Below are 17,060 nucleotides of genomic sequence, written 5' to 3' on the forward strand. Positions count from 1 at the left end.
GCCCGCACCAGCAGCAGCACCAGCGGCAGCAGGGCCGGCAGCACGTAGCCGACGAGCTTGGACGCCGGCAGCGAGAAGAACAGCAGCACCACGGCCAGCCACCAGGCAGCGAAGACGGGCTCGGCGTGCACGCCGGCACGCCGCCAGGCGGCCCGCAGGCGCTGCAGCGCGGCCCAGCCCCAGGCGCTGGCCGGCAGCGTCGCCAGCGGCAGCACGGCGACGAAGAACCAGGCCGGCTCGCGGTTGTTGAACACGGCCTGGGTGTAACGCCTGAAGTGCTGCTCGACGACGAAGTAGTCGAAGAAGCCGGGATGGGCGCGCTGCGCCGCGACGAACCAGGGCGCGGCGAGCAGCACGAACACCAGCAGCGCCGCCGGCTGCAGCAGCCGCCCTGCCCGCCGCGCGCGCCCGGTGGCCAGCAGCCAGGGCAGCAGCACCAGCGCCGGCAGCACGACGCCGATCAGGCCCTTGGCGAGCACCGCGAGCGCCGCCGACGCTGCGGCCGCGACGGCCCAGCCCGCGGGCGCGGGCCGGCGCCCGCCCAGCGCCCGCCGGGCGCAGACGATGGTCAGCGAGATGAAACCCGCGACCAGCATGTCGCAGTCGGCGTACTGCGCGCCGAGGAAGCCCAACGGCGTCGTCGCCAGCAGGGCGAGCGCGAGCGTCGCCTCGCGCCGCCGCGCCGGACTGCGGCCGCCGCCGATCCACAACCAGGCCGCCAGCCCCATCGCCCAGGCGCCGAGCAGCGGCGCGGCGCGCAGCGCCAGCGGCTGGGCACCCAGCAGCCGCATCGCGGCCGCGGTGATCCAGTAGAACAGCGGCGGCTTGTGGAAGTACGGCAGGCCGTCCAGCGTCGGCGTCAGGCCGTCGCCGCGCTGCAGCATCTCCCAGGCGACACCGACGTAGCGCCCTTCGTCGGGCAGCATCAGCGGGCGCCAGAGCGCGCCGGCGGCCAGCCAGAGCAGGAACAGCAGCAGCGGCGACGCGGCCGCGGCGCGCCCGAGCAGTCCCGTGCGTGCGCTCGCCGCAGCCGCCGGCCCGGCAGCGGGACTCACCCGCCGCCCCCCGTCAGCGAAGCCGCCAGCAGCGCGAGCACCGCCAGCGCCATCACCGCGGTCGCCGCCCAGCCCAGCCGGCGCAGCGGCTTGCCGATGACGTTGGCGCCCATCACCGAGGCGCGCGTGGCCAGCAGCATCATCACCACCATCACCGGCACTGCGACGACGCCGTTGATGACCGCCGACCAGAACAGCTCCTTCACCGGGTCGGCCGGCGTGAAACACAGCGCGACGCCGCCCAGCGTCGCCGCGGCGATGACGGCGTAGAAGCCGCGGCCCTCGCCGCGCGCGAGCTGCAGGTCGAGCGAACCGTGCCAGCCGGCGGACTCGGCCACCGCATAGGCGGCCGAGCCGGCGAGCACCGGCACCGCCAGCATCCCGGTGCCGATGATGCCGAGCGCGAACAGCAGGAAGGCCTGGTCGCCGGCCAGCGGGCGCAGCGCCAGCGCCGCCTGGGCCGAGGTCTCGATCTGCGTCACGCCGGCCTGGTGCAGCGTGGCCGCGGTCGTCAGCATCACGAAGAAGGCGATCAGGTTGGAGAAGGCCATGCCGATATTGGTGTCCCACTTGATGCGCCGCAGGTGATGGCGTACCTCGGCCGGCCCGTGCACCACCGGCCCGCGGTCCTCGACCTCCTGGCTCGCCTGCCAGAAGAAGAGATAGGGGCTGATCGTCGTGCCGAGCACGGCGACGACGGTCAGCAGCATGTCGCGTGTGAGCGGCAGATGCGGGTCCAGCGTGCGCTCGAGCACCCGGCTCCAGTCCAGGTGCAGCGTGAACAGCACCGCGACGTAGGCCAGCAGTGCCAGCGTCAGCCACTTCAGCCAGCGCACCGTCGCGCGGTAGGGCAGGAAGACCTGCATCGCCAGGCTCGCCAGGCCGAAGGTGAGCGCATAGACGTGGGCCGAGCCGCCGAGCACCAGACGCAGCGCCTCGGCCATCGCAGCGATGTCGGCGGCGATGTTCAGCGTGTTGGCCGCCAGCAGCAGGCCGACGACGGCCAGCAGCACCGGGCGCGAGAAGCTGGACTTGATGTTCGCCGCCAGCCCCTGCCCGGTGACGTAGCCGATGCGGGCGCTGACGATCTGGATCGCCGCCATCAGCGGCAGCGTGAAGACCACGCTCCACAGCATCGAGTAGCCGAACTGTGCCCCGGCCTGCGAGTAGGTGGCGATGCCGCTCGGGTCGTCGTCGGCGGCGCCGGTGATCAGCCCGGGGCCCAGGCGCCGGGCGCCGTCGCGCAGCCGTCGCAGCGCGTTCAAGGGCGCCTGGCGCGCGTGCGCGAAGCGGGCGGTCGGGACGCGGGCTGCGGTTGCCGGCGGCGGCGGAGGGGTGGACACGGGCATCGCGCCGATGCTGGCGAGGGCCGGCTGTGGCGGCGTGACGGCGGCAGGCGGCCGCGTTGCAGCTGTAACCCGGGCCCGGCACCCGCTGCCCGTGCCCGGGAGCGACGACGGCAACCGGCCCGGGAGACACCATCCCCGGGAGCGGCGCCACGGTTGTCAGCGTGAACGGGGTCTCGAGCGCTAAGGGGTGGGCCGGCCGTTGCAGTGCCGCCCGCCCTCCATGAGCACTGATACCTTCGACAACCCGATCGCCCATGTGCTGGTCGTCGACGACGACCCGGCGCTGCGCGCGCTGCTGCTCGAATACCTGGGCGCCAACGACTTGCGCGTCACCGCGGTGGCCGACGGCAGCGCGATGATGGCCGCGTTCGCGACCGAGGCCATCGACCTCGTCGTGCTCGACCTGCGCCTGCCGGGCGAGGACGGCATGGAGCTGGCGCGCCGGCTGCGCGCACGTGCGGAGGTGCCGATCGTGCTGCTCACCGGCAAGGCCGAGGAAGCCGACCGCGTGATGGGGCTGGAGCTGGGCGCCGACGACTACGTCACCAAGCCCTTCAGCCCGCGCGAGCTGCTGGCACGCATCCGCACCATCCTGCGGCGCAGCCGGCTCGCGGCGCGTGCGCTCGCCGAGATGCCGCTGCGCGAGGAGCGCCGCCGCGCCTTCCGCTTCGCCGGCTGGGAACTCAACCTGCGCACGCGCCGCCTGCAGGCACCCGACGGCCGCCTGGTCGAAGTCAGCAACCAGGAGTTCAACCTGCTGGTCGCGTTCTGCGGCGCGCCGCAACGTGTGCTGAGCCGCGACCAGCTGCTCGGGCTCTCGCGGCTGAACAACGCCGAGGTTTACGACCGCACGGTCGACGTCCAGGTGCTGCGGCTGCGGCGCAAGATCGAGGCCGATGCCTTCCATCCGAAGCTGATCGTCACCGAGCGCGGCGCCGGCTACCGCTTCGACAGCGTGGTGCAGACGCTGGTCTGAGAGCGGTGTCAGCGCCGGCGCAAAGCCAGCGTCAGCGTGGCGGCGAGCGCCGCCAGCCCCAGCCCGGCGGCCGGCGCCGACGGCATGCCGCTCAGCACCTCGGGCTGAACGTCGAAGGCGAAGTGCGCCAGCGCCAGCACCTGATCGGCCTGCAGCGCCATCGCGTCTTCCAGCCGCACCTGCACCTGCGCCCAATGTTCGCGGCCGACATAGGCGGCGAAGGCGCCCGAGGCCACCGCCATACGCGCCAGCGGGCCCAGGGGCTGCAACAGCCGCGACAGCAGCGTGATGCGGTCGCGCGGCAGCGCTGCGTCCCAGGCGGCTCTCACCGCGGCCAGGCTGCGCTCGGCGCGGGCGGCGCCTTCACGTACTTCGTCCATGGCTTCACCTCGAACTGCTGCCATGGCGCCAGGATGCCGGGCGACGGTGACGGGCGTATTGCGGCCCTGTCGACAAGGTGTATCAGCGGCTTCAGCCTGATCAACTGCGGGCTGACCGCCGCAAGCTGCGCCCGGCCTGGGCCCGGCCTACTTCTTCCTGCGCGCCGGGCAGTTCTTGCAGCGCGGCTTGCTGCCGCAGCATTTGCCGGCCTTGCCCTGCAGCACGCAGGCGTCGGGAACGGCTGGCAGCACCAAGGGCTGCGCCGCGAGCGCGCGCGGCGAGCGCAGCAGCGACAGCGGACGCCAGGCGCCGGTGACCGGGGTCGACAAGCCGTGTTGCAAGGATTCCATCGAGTGTCGGGTTGGCGGTGAACAAGCCCTCGGGCTCTGCCCCCGATGATCCCCGAAGCGTCGATTGATCGGGTCAAGCCCGGCGATTGCATAAAACGATGCCGCCGGACGCCGCATCCGGCGGCCGCCGGAAAACAAACGGCGCCCCGTGGGGCGCCGTTCTAAGACCGCGGGCCGGGACTCAGGCCATGTGGTCGATCATCACCTGGCCGAAGCCCGAGCACGACACCTGGGTCGCGCCTTCCATCGAGCGCGCGAAGTCGTAGGTGACCTGCTTGCTGAGGATGGACTTCTCCATCGAGCTGATGATCAGGTCGGCGGCTTCGGTCCAGCCCATGTGGCGCAGCATCATCTCGGCCGACAGGATCTCGGAGCCCGGGTTGACGTAGTCCTTGCCGGCGTACTTGGGCGCGGTGCCGTGGGTGGCCTCGAACATCGCGATCGAGTCCGACATGTTGGCGCCCGGAGCGATGCCGATGCCGCCGACCTGCGCCGCCAGCGCGTCGGAAACGTAGTCGCCGTTCAGGTTGAGCGTCGCGATCACCGAATACTCGGCCGGGCGCAGCAGGATCTGCTGCAGGAAGGCGTCGGCGATCGAGTCCTTGATGACGATCTCCTTGCCCGTCTTCGGGTTCTTGAACGAACACCACGGGCCGCCGTCGATCAACTCGGCGCCGAACTCGCGCTGCGCCAGCGCGTAAGACCAGTCACGGAAGCCGCCTTCCGTGAACTTCATGATGTTGCCCTTGTGCACGATCGTCACGCTGGGCTTGTCGTTGTCGATCGCGTACTGGATGGCCTTGCGCACCAGGCGCTCGGTGCCTTCCTGCGACACCGGCTTGATGCCGATGCCCGAGCTCTCAGGGAAGCGGATCTTCTTGACCCCCATCTCCTCGATCAGGAACTTGATGATCTTCTGCGCCTTCTCGCTGCGGGCTTCCCACTCGATGCCGGCGTAGATGTCTTCGGAGTTCTCGCGGAAGATGACCATGTTGGTCTTCTCCGGCTCCTTCAGCGGCGTCGGCACGCCCTTGAAGTACTGGATCGGGCGCAGGCAGACGTAGAGGTCGAGTTCCTGGCGCAGCGCGACGTTCAGGCTGCGGATGCCGCCGCCGACCGGCGTCGTCAGCGGGCCCTTGATCGAGACGACGTAGTCGCGCACCGCGTGCAGCGTCTCTTCCGGCAGCCAGACGTCGGGGCCGTAGACCTTGGTCGACTTCTCGCCGGCGTAGACCTCCATCCAGTGGATCTTGCGCTTGCCGCCGTAGCTCTTGGCGACCGCCGCGTCGACCACCTTCAGCATCACCGGCGTGATGTCCAAGCCGGTGCCGTCGCCCTCGATGTACGGAATGATGGGCTGGTCGGGCACGTTGAGCGAGAAGTCGGCATTGACCGTGATCTTCTGCCCGCCCGCGGGCACCTTGATGTGCTGGTACATGAAAGAGGTCTCCACAAACCGCGCTTGCGGTGGGTCGTCGGGAATGAATTCGCGGGAATTGATTCTAGGTCAACGATTCCCGAACGACTGTGGTGTCAGGGCGTTGGCCCGACAGAGCCTGGACGCGGCCGCCTCAGGTGGCGCAGTAGGCCTGCCACTGCATCCACAGGCCATGGCCCAGCGCCCAGCCCGAGGCCAGCACCAGCATCGCGCCGGCGGCGCGTGTCGCCCAGGTGCCGGCAGCCCCCGAGGCCGAACCGCCGAGCCGGAGCCAGAGCATGGGCCCGAGCACGAGACCGGCGCCGCTGGCGATGGCGAAGACCGCCATCACCGCCGCGCCGGCGGCCGCCGTGTTGGCGAGCGCGGCGATGACGAGCGCCGACTGCAGCAGGCCGCAAGGCCAGGCGACCCAGAGCGAGCCCGCGGTCGCGGCGCGAGCCGGGCCCTTGATCTTCTGCCAGCCGGCGGCGTCGGCCTGCGGCGCACGGCGCTGCGCGCTGCGGCCGATGTTCTCCAGCCAGGCCGGCTGGCGCCCTTTCCAGAGCAGCCAGACGCCGAGCGCCAGGGCCGCAGCGTGCGCCATGGTCCACAGCGGGCGCAGCGCCGGGCTCAGTTCGCCGAGCGAAGACAGCAGGTTGACGCTGGAGGCCATCAGTGCGCCGGCGGCGGCGTAGCCGAGCACGCGCGCGGCGTGGAAGCTCCAGAGGGCGGCACGCTGCCCGCGCGGCAGGACCGCGGTGCAGGCGGCGCCGCACATTGCAATGCAGTGCGGCGCGCCGGCCAGGCCCAGCATCAGCGCGCTGATGACGAGCGCGAAATCCACGCGAAGGCCAGAGGAGACATCCGCGGATTATCCCGTCCGGGGATAACCCGCGCCGTGGACTAGATGATGCGCGAGAAGCGCTCGCGGTTGCCGCTGGCGCGCAGGTGCTTGTCGAAGACGGCGGCGACGCCGCGCACGTAGTACCAGCCCATCGCGGTGATCTGGATCGAGTCGTTGGCGATCTCGACCAGGCCGCCTTCGGCGAACGGCTTCAGGTCCTCGAGTTCGGCCGCGAAGTGCTCGGGGAACTTGATCAGGTGCGCGAGTTCGATCGACTCGTACTCGACCCGGCCCTGGCACATGATCGCCATGATCACGGCGCGGCGCAGCAGGTCGTCGCGCGTCAGCGCCAGGCCACGCACGATCGGGAACTCACCCTTGGCGATGGATTCGTAGTACTCGGGCAGCGTCTTCGCGTTCTGGCTGTAGGTCGCGCCCATGCGGCCGATCGACGAGACGCCGAGTGCGATCAGGTCGCAGTCGGGCTGCGTGCTGTAGCCCTGGAAGTTGCGGTGCAGACGGCCCTGGCGGCGCGCAGCCGACAGCGCGTCGCCCGGCAGCGCGAAGTGGTCCATGCCGATGTAGGTGTAGCCCGCGGCGATGAAGCCGGCGATCGCGCCGCCCAGCATCTTGATGCGGTGCTCGCCCGGAGGCAGGTCCTCGGCGGCGATGCGGCGCTGCGGCTTGAAGCGCGTCGGCAGGTGGGCGTAGGCGTAGAGCGCGATGCGGTCGGGCCGCAGTTCGGCGATCTGCTGGATCGTGCGCGCGAACGATTCCGGCGTCTGCTTGGGCAGGCCGTAGATCAGGTCGGCGTTGATCGACTCGAAGCCATTGGCACGGGCCGCGATCACCAGGTCGCGCACGCTGTCGTAGGACTGGACGCGGTGCACCGCCTCCTGCACGTCGGCGTCGAAGTCCTGGATGCCGAAGCTGATGCGGTTGAAGCCGATCGCCGCGAGGCTGCGCAGGCGCTCAGGCGTCGCGGTGCGCGGGTCGACCTCGATCGAGATCTCGGCGCCGGCGACGATCTTGAAGGCGTCGCGCAGCGTCGCCATCAGGCGGCTGATCTCCTCGTCGGTGAGGAAGGTCGGCGAGCCGCCGCCGAAGTGCAGCTGCGAGACCGTCTGGCCCTTGCCCAACTCCTTGACGTGCAACGCGATCTCGGCGTCGAGCGCATCGAGGTACTCGGTGCTGCGCTCGTGGTGCTTGGTGATGATCTTGTTGCAGGCGCAGTAATAGCAGACCGATTCGCAGAACGGAATGTGGATATAAAGCGACAACGGCGGCGTGCCGCCGACGGTGCTGCCTTCCGCGCGCTGGCGCAGCGCCTGGCGGTACTCAGCAGGGCCAAAGGCCTCGCCGAAGCGGTCCGCGGTGGGGTAGGAGGTATAGCGGGGGCCGGGCACGTCGAGGCGCCTCAGCAGTGCTTCAGGAACAATCGTGTCCATAATTCATCCGGCCGTCATGCGGTACGGGCTGGACTGTGCCAAACACTCACCCAATCGGCTTGATCTGTCTCAAGCGACAGCCCGACACCCCAGCGAAGAATCGCATATGCCCTTGAGCGACGTCATGAGCGATACTCGGGTCAACCCCGTCGCGCCGGACCGTACAGATTCCACCCGTCGAACTTCCATGAACAACACGTCTTCCGGCATCCGGCTCGAGCCGTTCAAGGTCGCCTGCTCGAGTTGCAACCTGCGTGAACTGTGTCTGCCGGTCGGCATGTCCAACGACCAGTTGGAGCGCCTGGACACGATGGTCGCGACGCGCCGCGCGGTGCCGCGCGGCGAGACCCTGTTCCGCGCGGGTGACCCCTTCCTGTCGCTGTACGCGGTGCGCACCGGCTTCTTCAAGACCTGTGTCTCGTCGGAAGACGGGCGCGACCAGGTCACCGGGTTCCAGATGGCCGGCGAGTTGCTCGGCCTCGACGGCATCGGCACCGACCGCCACACCTGCGACTCGGTGGCGCTGGAAGACTCCCAGGTCTGCGTGATCCCGTTCCAGCAGCTCGAGGATCTGTCGCGCGAGTTCAGCGACCTGCAGCGCCAGCTGCACAAGATCATGAGCCGCGAGATCGTGCGCGATCACGGCGTGATGCTGTTGCTGGGCAGCATGCGCGCCGAAGAACGCCTCGCGGCCTTCCTGCTGAACCTGACGCAACGGCTGCAGACGCGCGGCTTCTCGCCGCACTCGCTGATCCTGCGCATGACGCGCGAAGAGATCGGCAGCTACCTCGGGCTCAAGCTCGAGACCGTCAGCCGCACCTTCTCGAAGTTCCAGGACGACGGCATTCTCGAGGTCAAGCAGCGCCAGATCCGCGTGCTCGACCCGCAGGCGCTGCAGAAGCTGGTGAACGGCGCCGCCGCCTGCTGACACCGGCCAGGCCCGCCGCCGACGCCGCGCCGCAAGCGCGGCGTTTTCGTTTTCAGCGCCCGAACGAGCGGCTGTTGATCTCGCTCTCGCTGCGCGAGAGCAGCAGCGTGATGCCGGCGGCTGCCGCACACGCCGCCCAGAAGACGAAGAAGGCGAGCGTGTAGACGGCAGCCGGATCGGCCTGGATCGAGGCGCCCCCGAGCCAATGCAGTTCGTTCGGGTCGACGAAGGAAAAGACCGTCAACTCCAGCACGCCCGCCATCAGGAAGGCGGACCAGAGCACGGCACTCCAATCGCGAGATCGCCGCAGCATGGTGGCTGCCCGCCCAGGCAGGCGCTCAGGGCGCGGCGGTCGCCGCGTGGTTGCGCGCCGCGATCGCGGGGGTCTGCGCCTCGACCTGTCCGGCCTGCGGCACGGTCGAAGGCACGTCGGTCACGATGATGTCGGCACCCCGGATGGCGATGACGGCGGTGACGATCGCGGCGACGACGACGGTGAGCGGGCCGCCCACCACCAGCCAGACCATGCCGACGCGCCACCAGGGGGTCGTCTCGGGGGAAACAGCAGACGTCGTCATCGGTTGCTACTCCTGTCGCCGCCGCTCAGCGCGGCACGACGAAGGTGGATTTCTCGGAAGCGACGGCGGGACCGGCATCGGCCGGACCCTCGAGCCGCTCGACTTGGAACTGTATCGCGTGCGCCCCTGGCCCTGCCTGCGAGGCGGAATCGGGCGGCACACGCAGCGCGATCGTCACCCAGCGTGCGTCGGCAGGCGCCACTTCGAGCTCGCGCTGGCCGTCGATCGCGAGGCCCGGCAGCCCGTCGGCGCCGATGCGGTAGCGCTGGACCGATTCGGTCGCATTCATCACCTGCAGGCGGTACACGTTCTCGATGTAGCCGTCGTCGACGATGCGCGCGAGCGAGGACCGGTCGCGCACGACGTCGACGCGGAAGGGGCTGCGCAACGCCAGGCTGGCGACGAAGGCGGCGACGATCAGGACCAGGATCGCCGTGTAGACCAGCACCCGCGGCCGCAGCACGCGTCTGAGCATCTGGGCCGGCGTCTGGTGCTGCGCCAGCGCGTTCTGCGTGGCGTAGCGGATCAGCCCGCGCGGGTACTTCATCTTGTCCATGACGCCGTCGCAGACGTCGATGCAGGCGGTGCAGCCGATGCACTCGTACTGCAGCCCGTCCCGGATGTCGATGCCGGTCGGGCAGACCTGAACGCACAGGCCGCAGTCGATGCAGTCGCCCAGCCCCTGGCTGCGTGCGTCGATCTTGCGCGAGCGCGTGCCGCGCGGATCGCCGCGCTCGGCGTCGTAGCTGATGATCAGCGTGTCCTTGTCGAACATCGCGCTCTGGAAACGCGCGTACGGGCACATGTACTTGCAGACCTGCTCGCGCATGTAGCCGGCGTTGCCCCAGGTCGCGAAGCCGTAGAACAGCACCCAGAAGGTCTCCCAGGGCCCCAGCGTCAGCGCCAGCGCCGACGGCAGCAGTTCGCGGATCGGCGTGAAGTAGCCGGCGAAGGTCAGGCCGGTCCAGAGCGACAGTGCGATCCACACCGACTGCGTTGCACCCTTGCGCCAGAGCCGGTTGAAGGACCAGGGCCCGGCGTCCAGGCGCATGCGCGCGTTGCGGTCGCCTTCGAAGCGCCGCTCGACCCACATGAAGATCTCGGTGTAGACCGTCTGCGGGCAGGCGTAGCCGCACCACAGCCGCCCGGCGACGGCGGTGAACAGGAACAGCGCGTATGCCGAGATCATCAGCAGCGCCGACAGATAGATCAGATCCTGCGGATACAGGACCAGGCCGAAGATGTAGAAGCGCCGGGTGCCGAGGTCGAAGAGCACGGCCTGGCGCGCATTCCAGTCCAGCCAGGGCAGGCCGTAGAACACCAACTGCGTCAGCCAGACCAGCACCCAGCGCCAGTTGTTGAACCAGCCCGACACCGAACGGGCGTATATCTTCTTCTGCTTCGCGTAAAGCGAAACGAACGCCTCCGGAACCGGTGCAGCTTTCGCCGTTCCGGCGCCAGAGGCGGCCCCAGCCGCGGCGGGCCGGCCCGAAGCCTCGACCCGCTCTTGGCTCATCTCGTCGTTCACCCGTTCAGCGCGCCGCCACCGTGCTCGTCTGCGACAGGCTCCAGACGTAGGCACCCAGCACGTGGATCTGCTCGGGGCTCAGGCGCGAGGCCTGCGCCGGCATCACGTTGATCTTGCCGTGCTCGATCATCGCGATGATCGCCTGCTCGCCGTAGCCGTGCAGCCAGATCTTGTCGGTCAGGTTCGGGGAACCGATCGCCTGCATGCCCTTGCCGTCGGCACCGTGACAGGCGGCGCAGACGACGAACTTCGGCTTGCCCAACTGGGCCGCGACTTCGTTGTGCGGGCTGCCCGACAGGCTCAGCACGTACTGCGCGACGTTCTTCACGTCCTCGGCCGAGCCGACGGCGGCGGCCATCGGCGGCATGACGCCTTGACGACCGCCGGTGATGGTCTCCTTGATCTTCTCGTGCGTGCCGCCGTGCAGCCAGTCGTTGTCGGTCAGGTTCGGGAAGCCCTTGCTGCCGCGCGCGTCGGAGCCGTGGCACTGCGCGCAGTTGTTCGCGAACAGGCGCTCGCCGATGGCCATGGCCTGCGGGTCCTTGGCCAGGGCCTCGGCCGGCAGGCTCACGAACTTGGCGTACAGCGGCGCCATCTGCGCGCGCGCCTTCTCCATCTCGTTCGCGTGCTGGCCGGTGCTGGTCCACTTCAGCGTGCCGGGGTTGGTGCCCAGGCCCGGGTACAGCGCGAGGTAGATCGCGGCGAACGCGACCGTGACGATGAACAGACCTGCCCACCAGCGCGGCAGCGGGTTGTTCAGTTCGCGCAGATCCTCGTCCCAGACGTGGCCGGTCGTGTTGTCGTCGGCCATCACCCTGCGGCGGCTGGCGATGAACAGCAGGATCAGGCAGGCGATCAGCCCGACGATGGTGATCGCCGCCACGTACACCGACCAACCGGCGTTGAAGAAGTCACTCATTTGCGTTCTCCCGCGGTTTCGACGCCGTCCTTCTCCAGGAAGGGAAGCATCGCCGCCTCGTCGAAGTGGGCGCGGCGCCGCCGCGACCAGGTCCAGACCAAGATCCCGATGAAGAGCGCGAAGCTCACCACGGTGACGATGGTGCGGAGCGTGTTGATGTCCATGTTCGGCTCCGTCACTTGACGGCCGTGCCCAGCACCTGCAGGTAGGCGATCACGGCGTCGACCTCGGTCTTGCCCTTGACGTCTTCGGCCGCCTTGGCGATCTCGTCGTCGCTGTAGGGCACGCCGACGACGCGCAAGGCCTTCATGCGCGGAGCCAGGCCAGCACCGTCGACTTCGCTGCGCGCCAGCCAGGGATAGGCCGGCATGTTCGACTCGGGTACCAGGTCGCGCGGGTTGTTCAGGTGGATGCGGTGCCACTCGTCGCTGTAGCGGCCGCCGACGCGGTGCAGGTCAGGGCCGGTGCGCTTGCTGCCCCACTGGAACGGATGGTCGTAGACGAACTCGCCGGCCATCGAGTAGTGGCCGTAGCGCAGCGTCTCGGCACGGAACGGACGCACCATCTGCGAGTGGCAGTTGTAGCAGCCCTCGCGCAGATAGACGTCGCGCCCGGCAAGCTGCAGCGCGGTGTACGGCTTCAGGCCCTCGACCGGCTGGGTCGTCGACCGCTGGAAGAACAGCGGCACGATCTCGACGAGGCCGCCGAAGGCGACCGTCACCAGGATCAGCACGATCATCAGGAAGTTGCTGGTCTCGATCTTCTCGTGACCGCCGACGGCATGGTTTTTTGCCATGGTCTTGTATCTCCTTGGGTTCGGGCGGTCAGGCGTGGGCCGGGACCATCGGGATCGGCGCCGCAGCGACCTTGCCGCTCTTGATGGTCATCACCGTGTTCCAGGCCATGATCACCATGCCGGTCAGGTACAGCAGACCACCGCCGAGGCGGATCACGTAGAACGGATAAGTGGCCTTGACGCCTTCGACGAAGCTGTAGACCAGCGTGCCGTCGGGGTTCACCGCGCGCCACATCAGGCCTTGCATCACGCCGGCGATCCACATCGCGGCGATGTAGAGCACGATGCCGATCGTCGCCACCCAGAAGTGCAGCTCGACCGCACGGGTGCTGTACATCGTCTGACGCCCGAACATGCGCGGGATCAGGTGGTACAGCGAGCCCATCGAGATCAGGCCGACCCAGCCCAGCGCACCGCTGTGCACGTGGCCGACGGTCCAGTCCGTGTAGTGGGACAGCGCGTTGACCGTCTTGATCGACATCATCGGCCCTTCGAAGGTCGACATGCCGTAGAACGACAGCGAGACGATCAGGAACTTCAGGATCGGGTCGTCGCGCAGCTTATGCCAGGCGCCCGACAGCGTCATGATGCCGTTGATCATGCCGCCCCAGCTCGGCGCCAGCAGCACCAGCGAGAAGATCATGCCGATCGACTGGGTCCAGTCGGGCAGCGCGGTGTAGTGCAGGTGGTGCGGGCCCGCCCACATGTAGGTGAAGATCAGCGCCCAGAAGTGCACGATCGACAGCCGGTAGCTGTAGACCGGGCGGCCGGCCTGCTTCGGGATGTAGTAGTACATCATCCCCAGGAAGCCGGCGGTGAGGAAGAAGCCCACCGCGTTATGGCCGTACCACCACTGGACCATCGCGTCCTGAACGCCCGCGTAGGCCGAGTAGCTCTTGGTCAGCGACACCGGGATCTCGGCGCTGTTGACGATGTGCAGCAGCGCGACGGCGATGATGAAGGCGCCGAAGAACCAGTTCGCCACGTAGATGTGGCGCACCTTGCGCTTGCCGATGGTGCCGAAGAACACGATCGCGTAGGACACCCACACGACGGCGATCAGGATGTCGATCGGCCATTCGAGCTCGGCGTATTCCTTGCCGGTCGTGAAGCCCAGCGGCAGCGAGATCGCGGCCAGCAGGATCACCACCTGCCAGCCCCAGAACGTGAACATCGCCAGCTTGGGCAGGAACAGTGCAGCCTGACAGGTGCGCTGGACCACGTGGTAGGACGTCGCGAAGAGAACCGAACCGCCGAACGCGAAGATGACCGCATTGGTGTGCAGAGGTCGCAGGCGGCCGTAGCTGATGTAGGGGATGCCGAAGTTCAGTTCGGGCCATGCCAGCTGGGCGGCGATGATCACCCCCACCAACATGCCGACGATCCCCCACAGCACGGCCACCACGGAGAAATACCTCACCGGGGTGTCGTAGTACACCGGGGTCGCCGGTGACGATTCATGAGCCATACGGCTTCTCCTCGCGTCGTTCAGGAAGCAAAGTTGACGATTGTTCGAGCTTGATCTGGGTTAGGTCTTGATGGTCATCAACGTGGCCATCGTCGTCCCGCAGAATGCGCTCCCCTTCGTGCTCGAGATCTTCGAACTGGCCGCGGTGCAGCGCCCAGCCGAAGATGCCGAGGATGATCAGCACCAGCACCGCCGACAGCGGGATGAGCAGGTACAGGATGTCCATCGGCGCCTCAGCGTCCGGCACGCAGCGCGTTGAGCACCACGAAGAGGGAACTACCCGCCATGCCCAAGCCCGCGGCCCATGGCGGAAGCCAGCCCGCGAGGGCCAGCGGAATGCACGCGGCGTTGTAAGCCGCGGCCCAGATCATGTTCTGCCGGACGATGCGCATCGCGCGGCCGGCCGTGCGGCGCGCCTGGATCAGATCCAGCGGCCGGTTCGAGACCAGCACCGCGTCCGCCTGCGCACGGGCGACCAGCGCACCCTGCCCCATTGCCAGCGACACGTCGGCACGCGCCAGCACGGGCGCGTCGTTGACGCCGTCGCCCACCATCACGACACGCTCGCCGGCCTGCTGCGCCGCCGCGACGGCGGCCAGCTTGTCCTCGGGGCGCGCGCCGCCGATGAAATCCTTCAAGCCCAGGCGCGAGGCCAGACGGGCCGCACGCTGCGGCGTGTCGCCCGACAGCAGCGTGACGTGCACGCCCTCGCGTTCCAGTTCCTGCACCGCCTCGAGTGCCCCCTGGCGCAGCAGTTCGTCGAAGCCGAAAGCCGCCACCGGACGCCCGGCACGCGCCAACCAGACCTGGACCTCGTCGCTCTCGGTCGCACCGGCGAATGCCGCACGCCCCAGCCGCCACTCGACCCCGGCTTCATCGACGGCACTCAAGCCCTCGCCTGCCGTCTCGCGGATCGCGCTCCAGCTGCCCCCCGAAGGCGGCAGCGCCGCCGCCAGCACCTGCGACAGCGGGTGGCGCGACCAGGCTGCCAGCGACGCGGCACGGCCCGGCGCGTCGACGCCCTCGTCGAGGATGCGGGTCGTCGCCAGCGCCGGGCGGTCTTCGGTCAGAGTGCCGGTCTTGTCGATGAACATGCGGCGCGAGCGCGCCAGATCCTCGAGTGCGTCCAGGCGCTGCAGCAGCACGCCGCGGCGCGCCAGGCCGCCGGCAGCGGCGATCATCGTCGCCGGCGCGGCCAGCGACAGCGCACACGGACAGGTGACGATCAGCACCGAAACCGCGACCCAGATGGCCCGCGACGGGTCGACGACGCTCCAAACCGCCGCCGCGCCGGCCGCCAGCAGCAGCACGATCCACAGGAAGGGCGCCGCCCAGCGGTCGGCGACCCGGGCCAGCGACGGGCGCTGCGACAAGGCGTCGCGCATCATCGAGACGATGGCCTCGTAGCGCGTATCGGCACCGGCACGTTCGACCAGCATCGTCACCGGCGCGCCCAGGTTGACGCTGCCGGCGACCACGGCCGCGCCGAGCGGCTTGTCCACCGCCACCGACTCGCCGGTCAGCAGCGCCTCGTCGGCCTGGGTCTGGCCTTCGAGCAGCCGGCCGTCGGCCGGAAACGCCTGACCGAGCGCGACCCGCACGCGGTCGCCGGCCACCAGGCGCTGCACGCTGATTTCGCTCAGGCTGCCGTCGGCCTCGACGCGGGTCGCCGTCTCCGGCAGCCGGGCGAGCGCGCCTTCGAGCATCGTCGCCGCACGATGGCGGGCGCGCAACTCGAGATAGCGCCCGGCGAGCAGGAAGCTGACGAACATCGTCAGCGAATCGAAATAGACCTCGTGGCCGAAGACGCCGGTAGGGTCGAAGGTGGCGCCGGTGCTGGCGACGAAGGTGACGATGACGCCGATGGCGACCGGCACGTCCATGCCGATGCGACCGCTGCGCAGGCCGCGCCAGGCGCCGCGCAAGAACGGGCCAGCCGAGAACAGCACGACCGGGATCGACAGCATCCAGCAGCCCCAGTTGAGCAGCTGGCGCATGTCCATCGACAGCTCGCCGGGCGCTGCCACATAGCTGGGGGTCGCGAACATCATCACCTGCATCGCGCAGAAGCTGGCGACGAACAGACGCCACAGCGCGCTGCGGTGTTCGGCACGACGCATCTCGCGCGCCGGGGCCGCGGCATCCGGAACGGCGTCGTAACCCGCGCCGCGGATGGCGTTGATCAGCGCCGAAGGCCGGGTGCGGGCCGGATCCCAGCGCACCGTCGCACGCTGCGAAGCCGCACTGACCTGCGCCTCGTGCACGCCGTCGACTGTCCGCAAGGCGTTTTCGATGATGCCGGTGCAGGCCGCGCAGTACATGCCGGAGATCTGCAGCGCCGACTCGCCGAGCTTCAGACCGTCGGGCGCCTGCAACCAGCGGGTGAAGCGGTGCAACTCCAACGGGTCGTCGACAGCGGCCAGTGAAGGAGCCGCTTGCTGGAGGGGGGCGAAGCCGGGGAGACTCATGGAAGCCAACGAACGGGGGCGGCGCTGGACGCCGCCGGAATGTGTAGTTTCGCTTCCTGTCTCAAACATGACGACCTATATCAAATTTTATAGCTATACGCGTTTGACCGGAGTACTTGCGCTCCTTGTCTCTTTTGCGCTACCCACGGCCCGCGCCCAGGGGGGGCCACAGCCCCGCTTGCCGACGACTCCGCTGGTCGCGGGCATGCACGTGATCCAGGCGGAGGTCGCGCAGACGCCGGAACAACAGGCCGCCGGGATGATGTTCAGGCGCGAGATGGGCCCGAATGAAGGCATGCTGTTCTTCAACCGCGAGCCCGGCGTGCGCTGCTTCTGGATGCGCAACACGCTGCTGCCGCTGTCGATCGCCTTCATCGCCGACGACGGCACGGTCGTGAACACGGCCGAAATGCAGCCGCAAAGCGACGAATCGCACTGCTCAGCACGAGCCGTTCGCTTCGCCCTTGAGATGCGTCAGGGCTGGTTCTCCAAACACGGGATCGGCGCCGGCTTCAAGCTCCGCGGCGCGCCGTTTGGCAACTGAAACAGACTGAA

The 17,060-nt window shown here is 68.9% G+C and carries 19 protein-coding genes; 3 read left to right on the forward strand and 16 right to left on the reverse strand.

What is annotated here, in order from left to right:
- Both CKO43_RS13960 and CKO43_RS13965 read right to left on the reverse strand, forming a co-directional pair.
- On the reverse strand, window positions 1-1,055 hold a 1,055-nt coding region (locus tag CKO43_RS13960; RefSeq protein ID WP_200379018.1), incomplete at its 3' end, for a glycosyltransferase family 39 protein.
- Complete coding sequence (locus tag CKO43_RS13965; protein WP_242478160.1) at window positions 1,052-2,320, reverse strand: NRAMP family divalent metal transporter; 1,269 nt, start codon at window positions 2,318-2,320, stop codon at window positions 1,052-1,054. The genes CKO43_RS13960 and CKO43_RS13965, both read right to left, overlap by 4 nt.
- 304 nt (window positions 2,321-2,624) lie before the next feature.
- On the opposite strand from CKO43_RS13965, the gene CKO43_RS13970 reads away from it, so the two are divergent.
- Complete coding sequence (locus tag CKO43_RS13970; RefSeq protein ID WP_200379020.1) at window positions 2,625-3,380, forward strand: response regulator; 756 nt, start codon at window positions 2,625-2,627, stop codon at window positions 3,378-3,380.
- 8 nt (window positions 3,381-3,388) lie between these two features.
- On the opposite strand, the gene CKO43_RS13975 is transcribed toward CKO43_RS13970, so the two are convergent.
- The 5 genes from CKO43_RS13975 to hemN form a co-directional block, all read right to left on the reverse strand.
- Window positions 3,389-3,760 carry a hypothetical protein gene (locus CKO43_RS13975; RefSeq protein WP_200379021.1) on the reverse strand — a complete coding sequence of 124 codons (372 nt, stop codon included), beginning with the start codon at window positions 3,758-3,760 and terminating at the stop codon, window positions 3,389-3,391.
- Window positions 3,761-3,907: 147 nt separating this feature from the next.
- On the reverse strand, window positions 3,908-4,111 hold the full coding sequence (locus tag CKO43_RS13980) for a hypothetical protein (protein WP_200379022.1): 204 nt from the start codon (window positions 4,109-4,111) through the stop codon (window positions 3,908-3,910).
- 181 nt (window positions 4,112-4,292) lie between these two features.
- Window positions 4,293-5,549, reverse strand: a complete 1,257-nt coding sequence (icd, locus tag CKO43_RS13985) for an NADP-dependent isocitrate dehydrogenase (protein WP_200379023.1) — start codon at window positions 5,547-5,549, stop codon at window positions 4,293-4,295.
- A 133-nt stretch (window positions 5,550-5,682) separates the two neighbouring features.
- A complete protein-coding gene (locus CKO43_RS13990; RefSeq protein WP_200379024.1) occupies window positions 5,683-6,372 on the reverse strand; it encodes an urease accessory protein UreH domain-containing protein in 690 nt (229 codons plus the stop codon).
- Window positions 6,373-6,431: 59 nt separating this feature from the next.
- Window positions 6,432-7,820, reverse strand: a complete 1,389-nt coding sequence (gene hemN, locus CKO43_RS13995) for an oxygen-independent coproporphyrinogen III oxidase (protein WP_200231842.1) — start codon at window positions 7,818-7,820, stop codon at window positions 6,432-6,434.
- A 187-nt stretch (window positions 7,821-8,007) separates the two neighbouring features.
- Between hemN and fnr the strand changes: the two genes are divergently transcribed.
- Window positions 8,008-8,748 (forward strand): fumarate/nitrate reduction transcriptional regulator Fnr, encoded by a 741-nt coding sequence (gene fnr, locus CKO43_RS14000; RefSeq protein WP_200231843.1) that lies wholly within the window; start codon window positions 8,008-8,010, stop codon window positions 8,746-8,748.
- A 52-nt stretch (window positions 8,749-8,800) separates the two neighbouring features.
- Here fnr and CKO43_RS14005 read toward each other — a convergent pair whose 3' ends face one another.
- From CKO43_RS14005 to CKO43_RS14045, 9 genes are read right to left on the reverse strand one after another with little or no spacing between them, the layout of a single operon-like run.
- Window positions 8,801-9,031: a hypothetical protein gene (locus CKO43_RS14005; protein WP_346728257.1), complete on the reverse strand. Its 231-nt coding sequence runs from the start codon at window positions 9,029-9,031 to the stop codon at window positions 8,801-8,803.
- A gap of 55 nt (window positions 9,032-9,086) precedes the next feature.
- Window positions 9,087-9,326, reverse strand: coding sequence for a hypothetical protein (locus CKO43_RS14010; RefSeq protein WP_242478162.1), 240 nt, complete (start codon window positions 9,324-9,326; stop codon window positions 9,087-9,089).
- A gap of 25 nt (window positions 9,327-9,351) precedes the next feature.
- Window positions 9,352-10,842, reverse strand: coding sequence for a cytochrome c oxidase accessory protein CcoG (gene ccoG / locus CKO43_RS14015; protein WP_200379025.1), 1,491 nt, complete (start codon window positions 10,840-10,842; stop codon window positions 9,352-9,354).
- A gap of 16 nt (window positions 10,843-10,858) precedes the next feature.
- Window positions 10,859-11,773 (reverse strand): cytochrome-c oxidase, cbb3-type subunit III, encoded by a 915-nt coding sequence (gene ccoP, locus CKO43_RS14020; RefSeq protein ID WP_200231846.1) that lies wholly within the window; start codon window positions 11,771-11,773, stop codon window positions 10,859-10,861.
- On the reverse strand, window positions 11,770-11,937 hold the full coding sequence (locus CKO43_RS14025; protein ID WP_200231847.1) for a cbb3-type cytochrome oxidase subunit 3: 168 nt from the start codon (window positions 11,935-11,937) through the stop codon (window positions 11,770-11,772). Before CKO43_RS14025 ends, ccoP begins: the two co-directional genes overlap by 4 nt.
- 11 nt (window positions 11,938-11,948) lie before the next feature.
- The gene (gene ccoO / locus CKO43_RS14030) at window positions 11,949-12,569 is read right to left on the reverse strand and encodes a cytochrome-c oxidase, cbb3-type subunit II (protein ID WP_200231848.1); all 621 of its coding nucleotides are present in this window, start codon (window positions 12,567-12,569) and stop codon (window positions 11,949-11,951) included.
- Window positions 12,570-12,597: 28 nt separating this feature from the next.
- Entirely contained in the window at window positions 12,598-14,037 is a 1,440-nt protein-coding gene (gene ccoN / locus CKO43_RS14035) for a cytochrome-c oxidase, cbb3-type subunit I (RefSeq protein ID WP_200379026.1), read from the reverse strand.
- Window positions 14,027-14,263, reverse strand: coding sequence for a cbb3-type cytochrome oxidase assembly protein CcoS (gene ccoS / locus CKO43_RS14040; RefSeq protein ID WP_200231850.1), 237 nt, complete (start codon window positions 14,261-14,263; stop codon window positions 14,027-14,029). Before ccoS ends, ccoN begins: the two co-directional genes overlap by 11 nt.
- 7 nt (window positions 14,264-14,270) lie before the next feature.
- Window positions 14,271-16,574: a heavy metal translocating P-type ATPase gene (locus CKO43_RS14045; protein ID WP_200379027.1), complete on the reverse strand. Its 2,304-nt coding sequence runs from the start codon at window positions 16,572-16,574 to the stop codon at window positions 14,271-14,273.
- Between CKO43_RS14045 and CKO43_RS14050 the strand changes: the two genes are divergently transcribed.
- Window positions 16,573-17,049 carry a DUF192 domain-containing protein gene (locus CKO43_RS14050; protein ID WP_242478164.1) on the forward strand — a complete coding sequence of 159 codons (477 nt, stop codon included), beginning with the start codon at window positions 16,573-16,575 and terminating at the stop codon, window positions 17,047-17,049. The two genes, CKO43_RS14045 and CKO43_RS14050, sit on opposite strands and share 2 nt — an antisense overlap.
- Window positions 17,050-17,060 lie beyond the last annotated feature (11 nt).

The sequence above is a fragment of the Rubrivivax gelatinosus genome (assembly GCF_016583785.1).
GTDB lineage: Bacteria > Pseudomonadota > Gammaproteobacteria > Burkholderiales > Burkholderiaceae_C > Rubrivivax > Rubrivivax gelatinosus_B.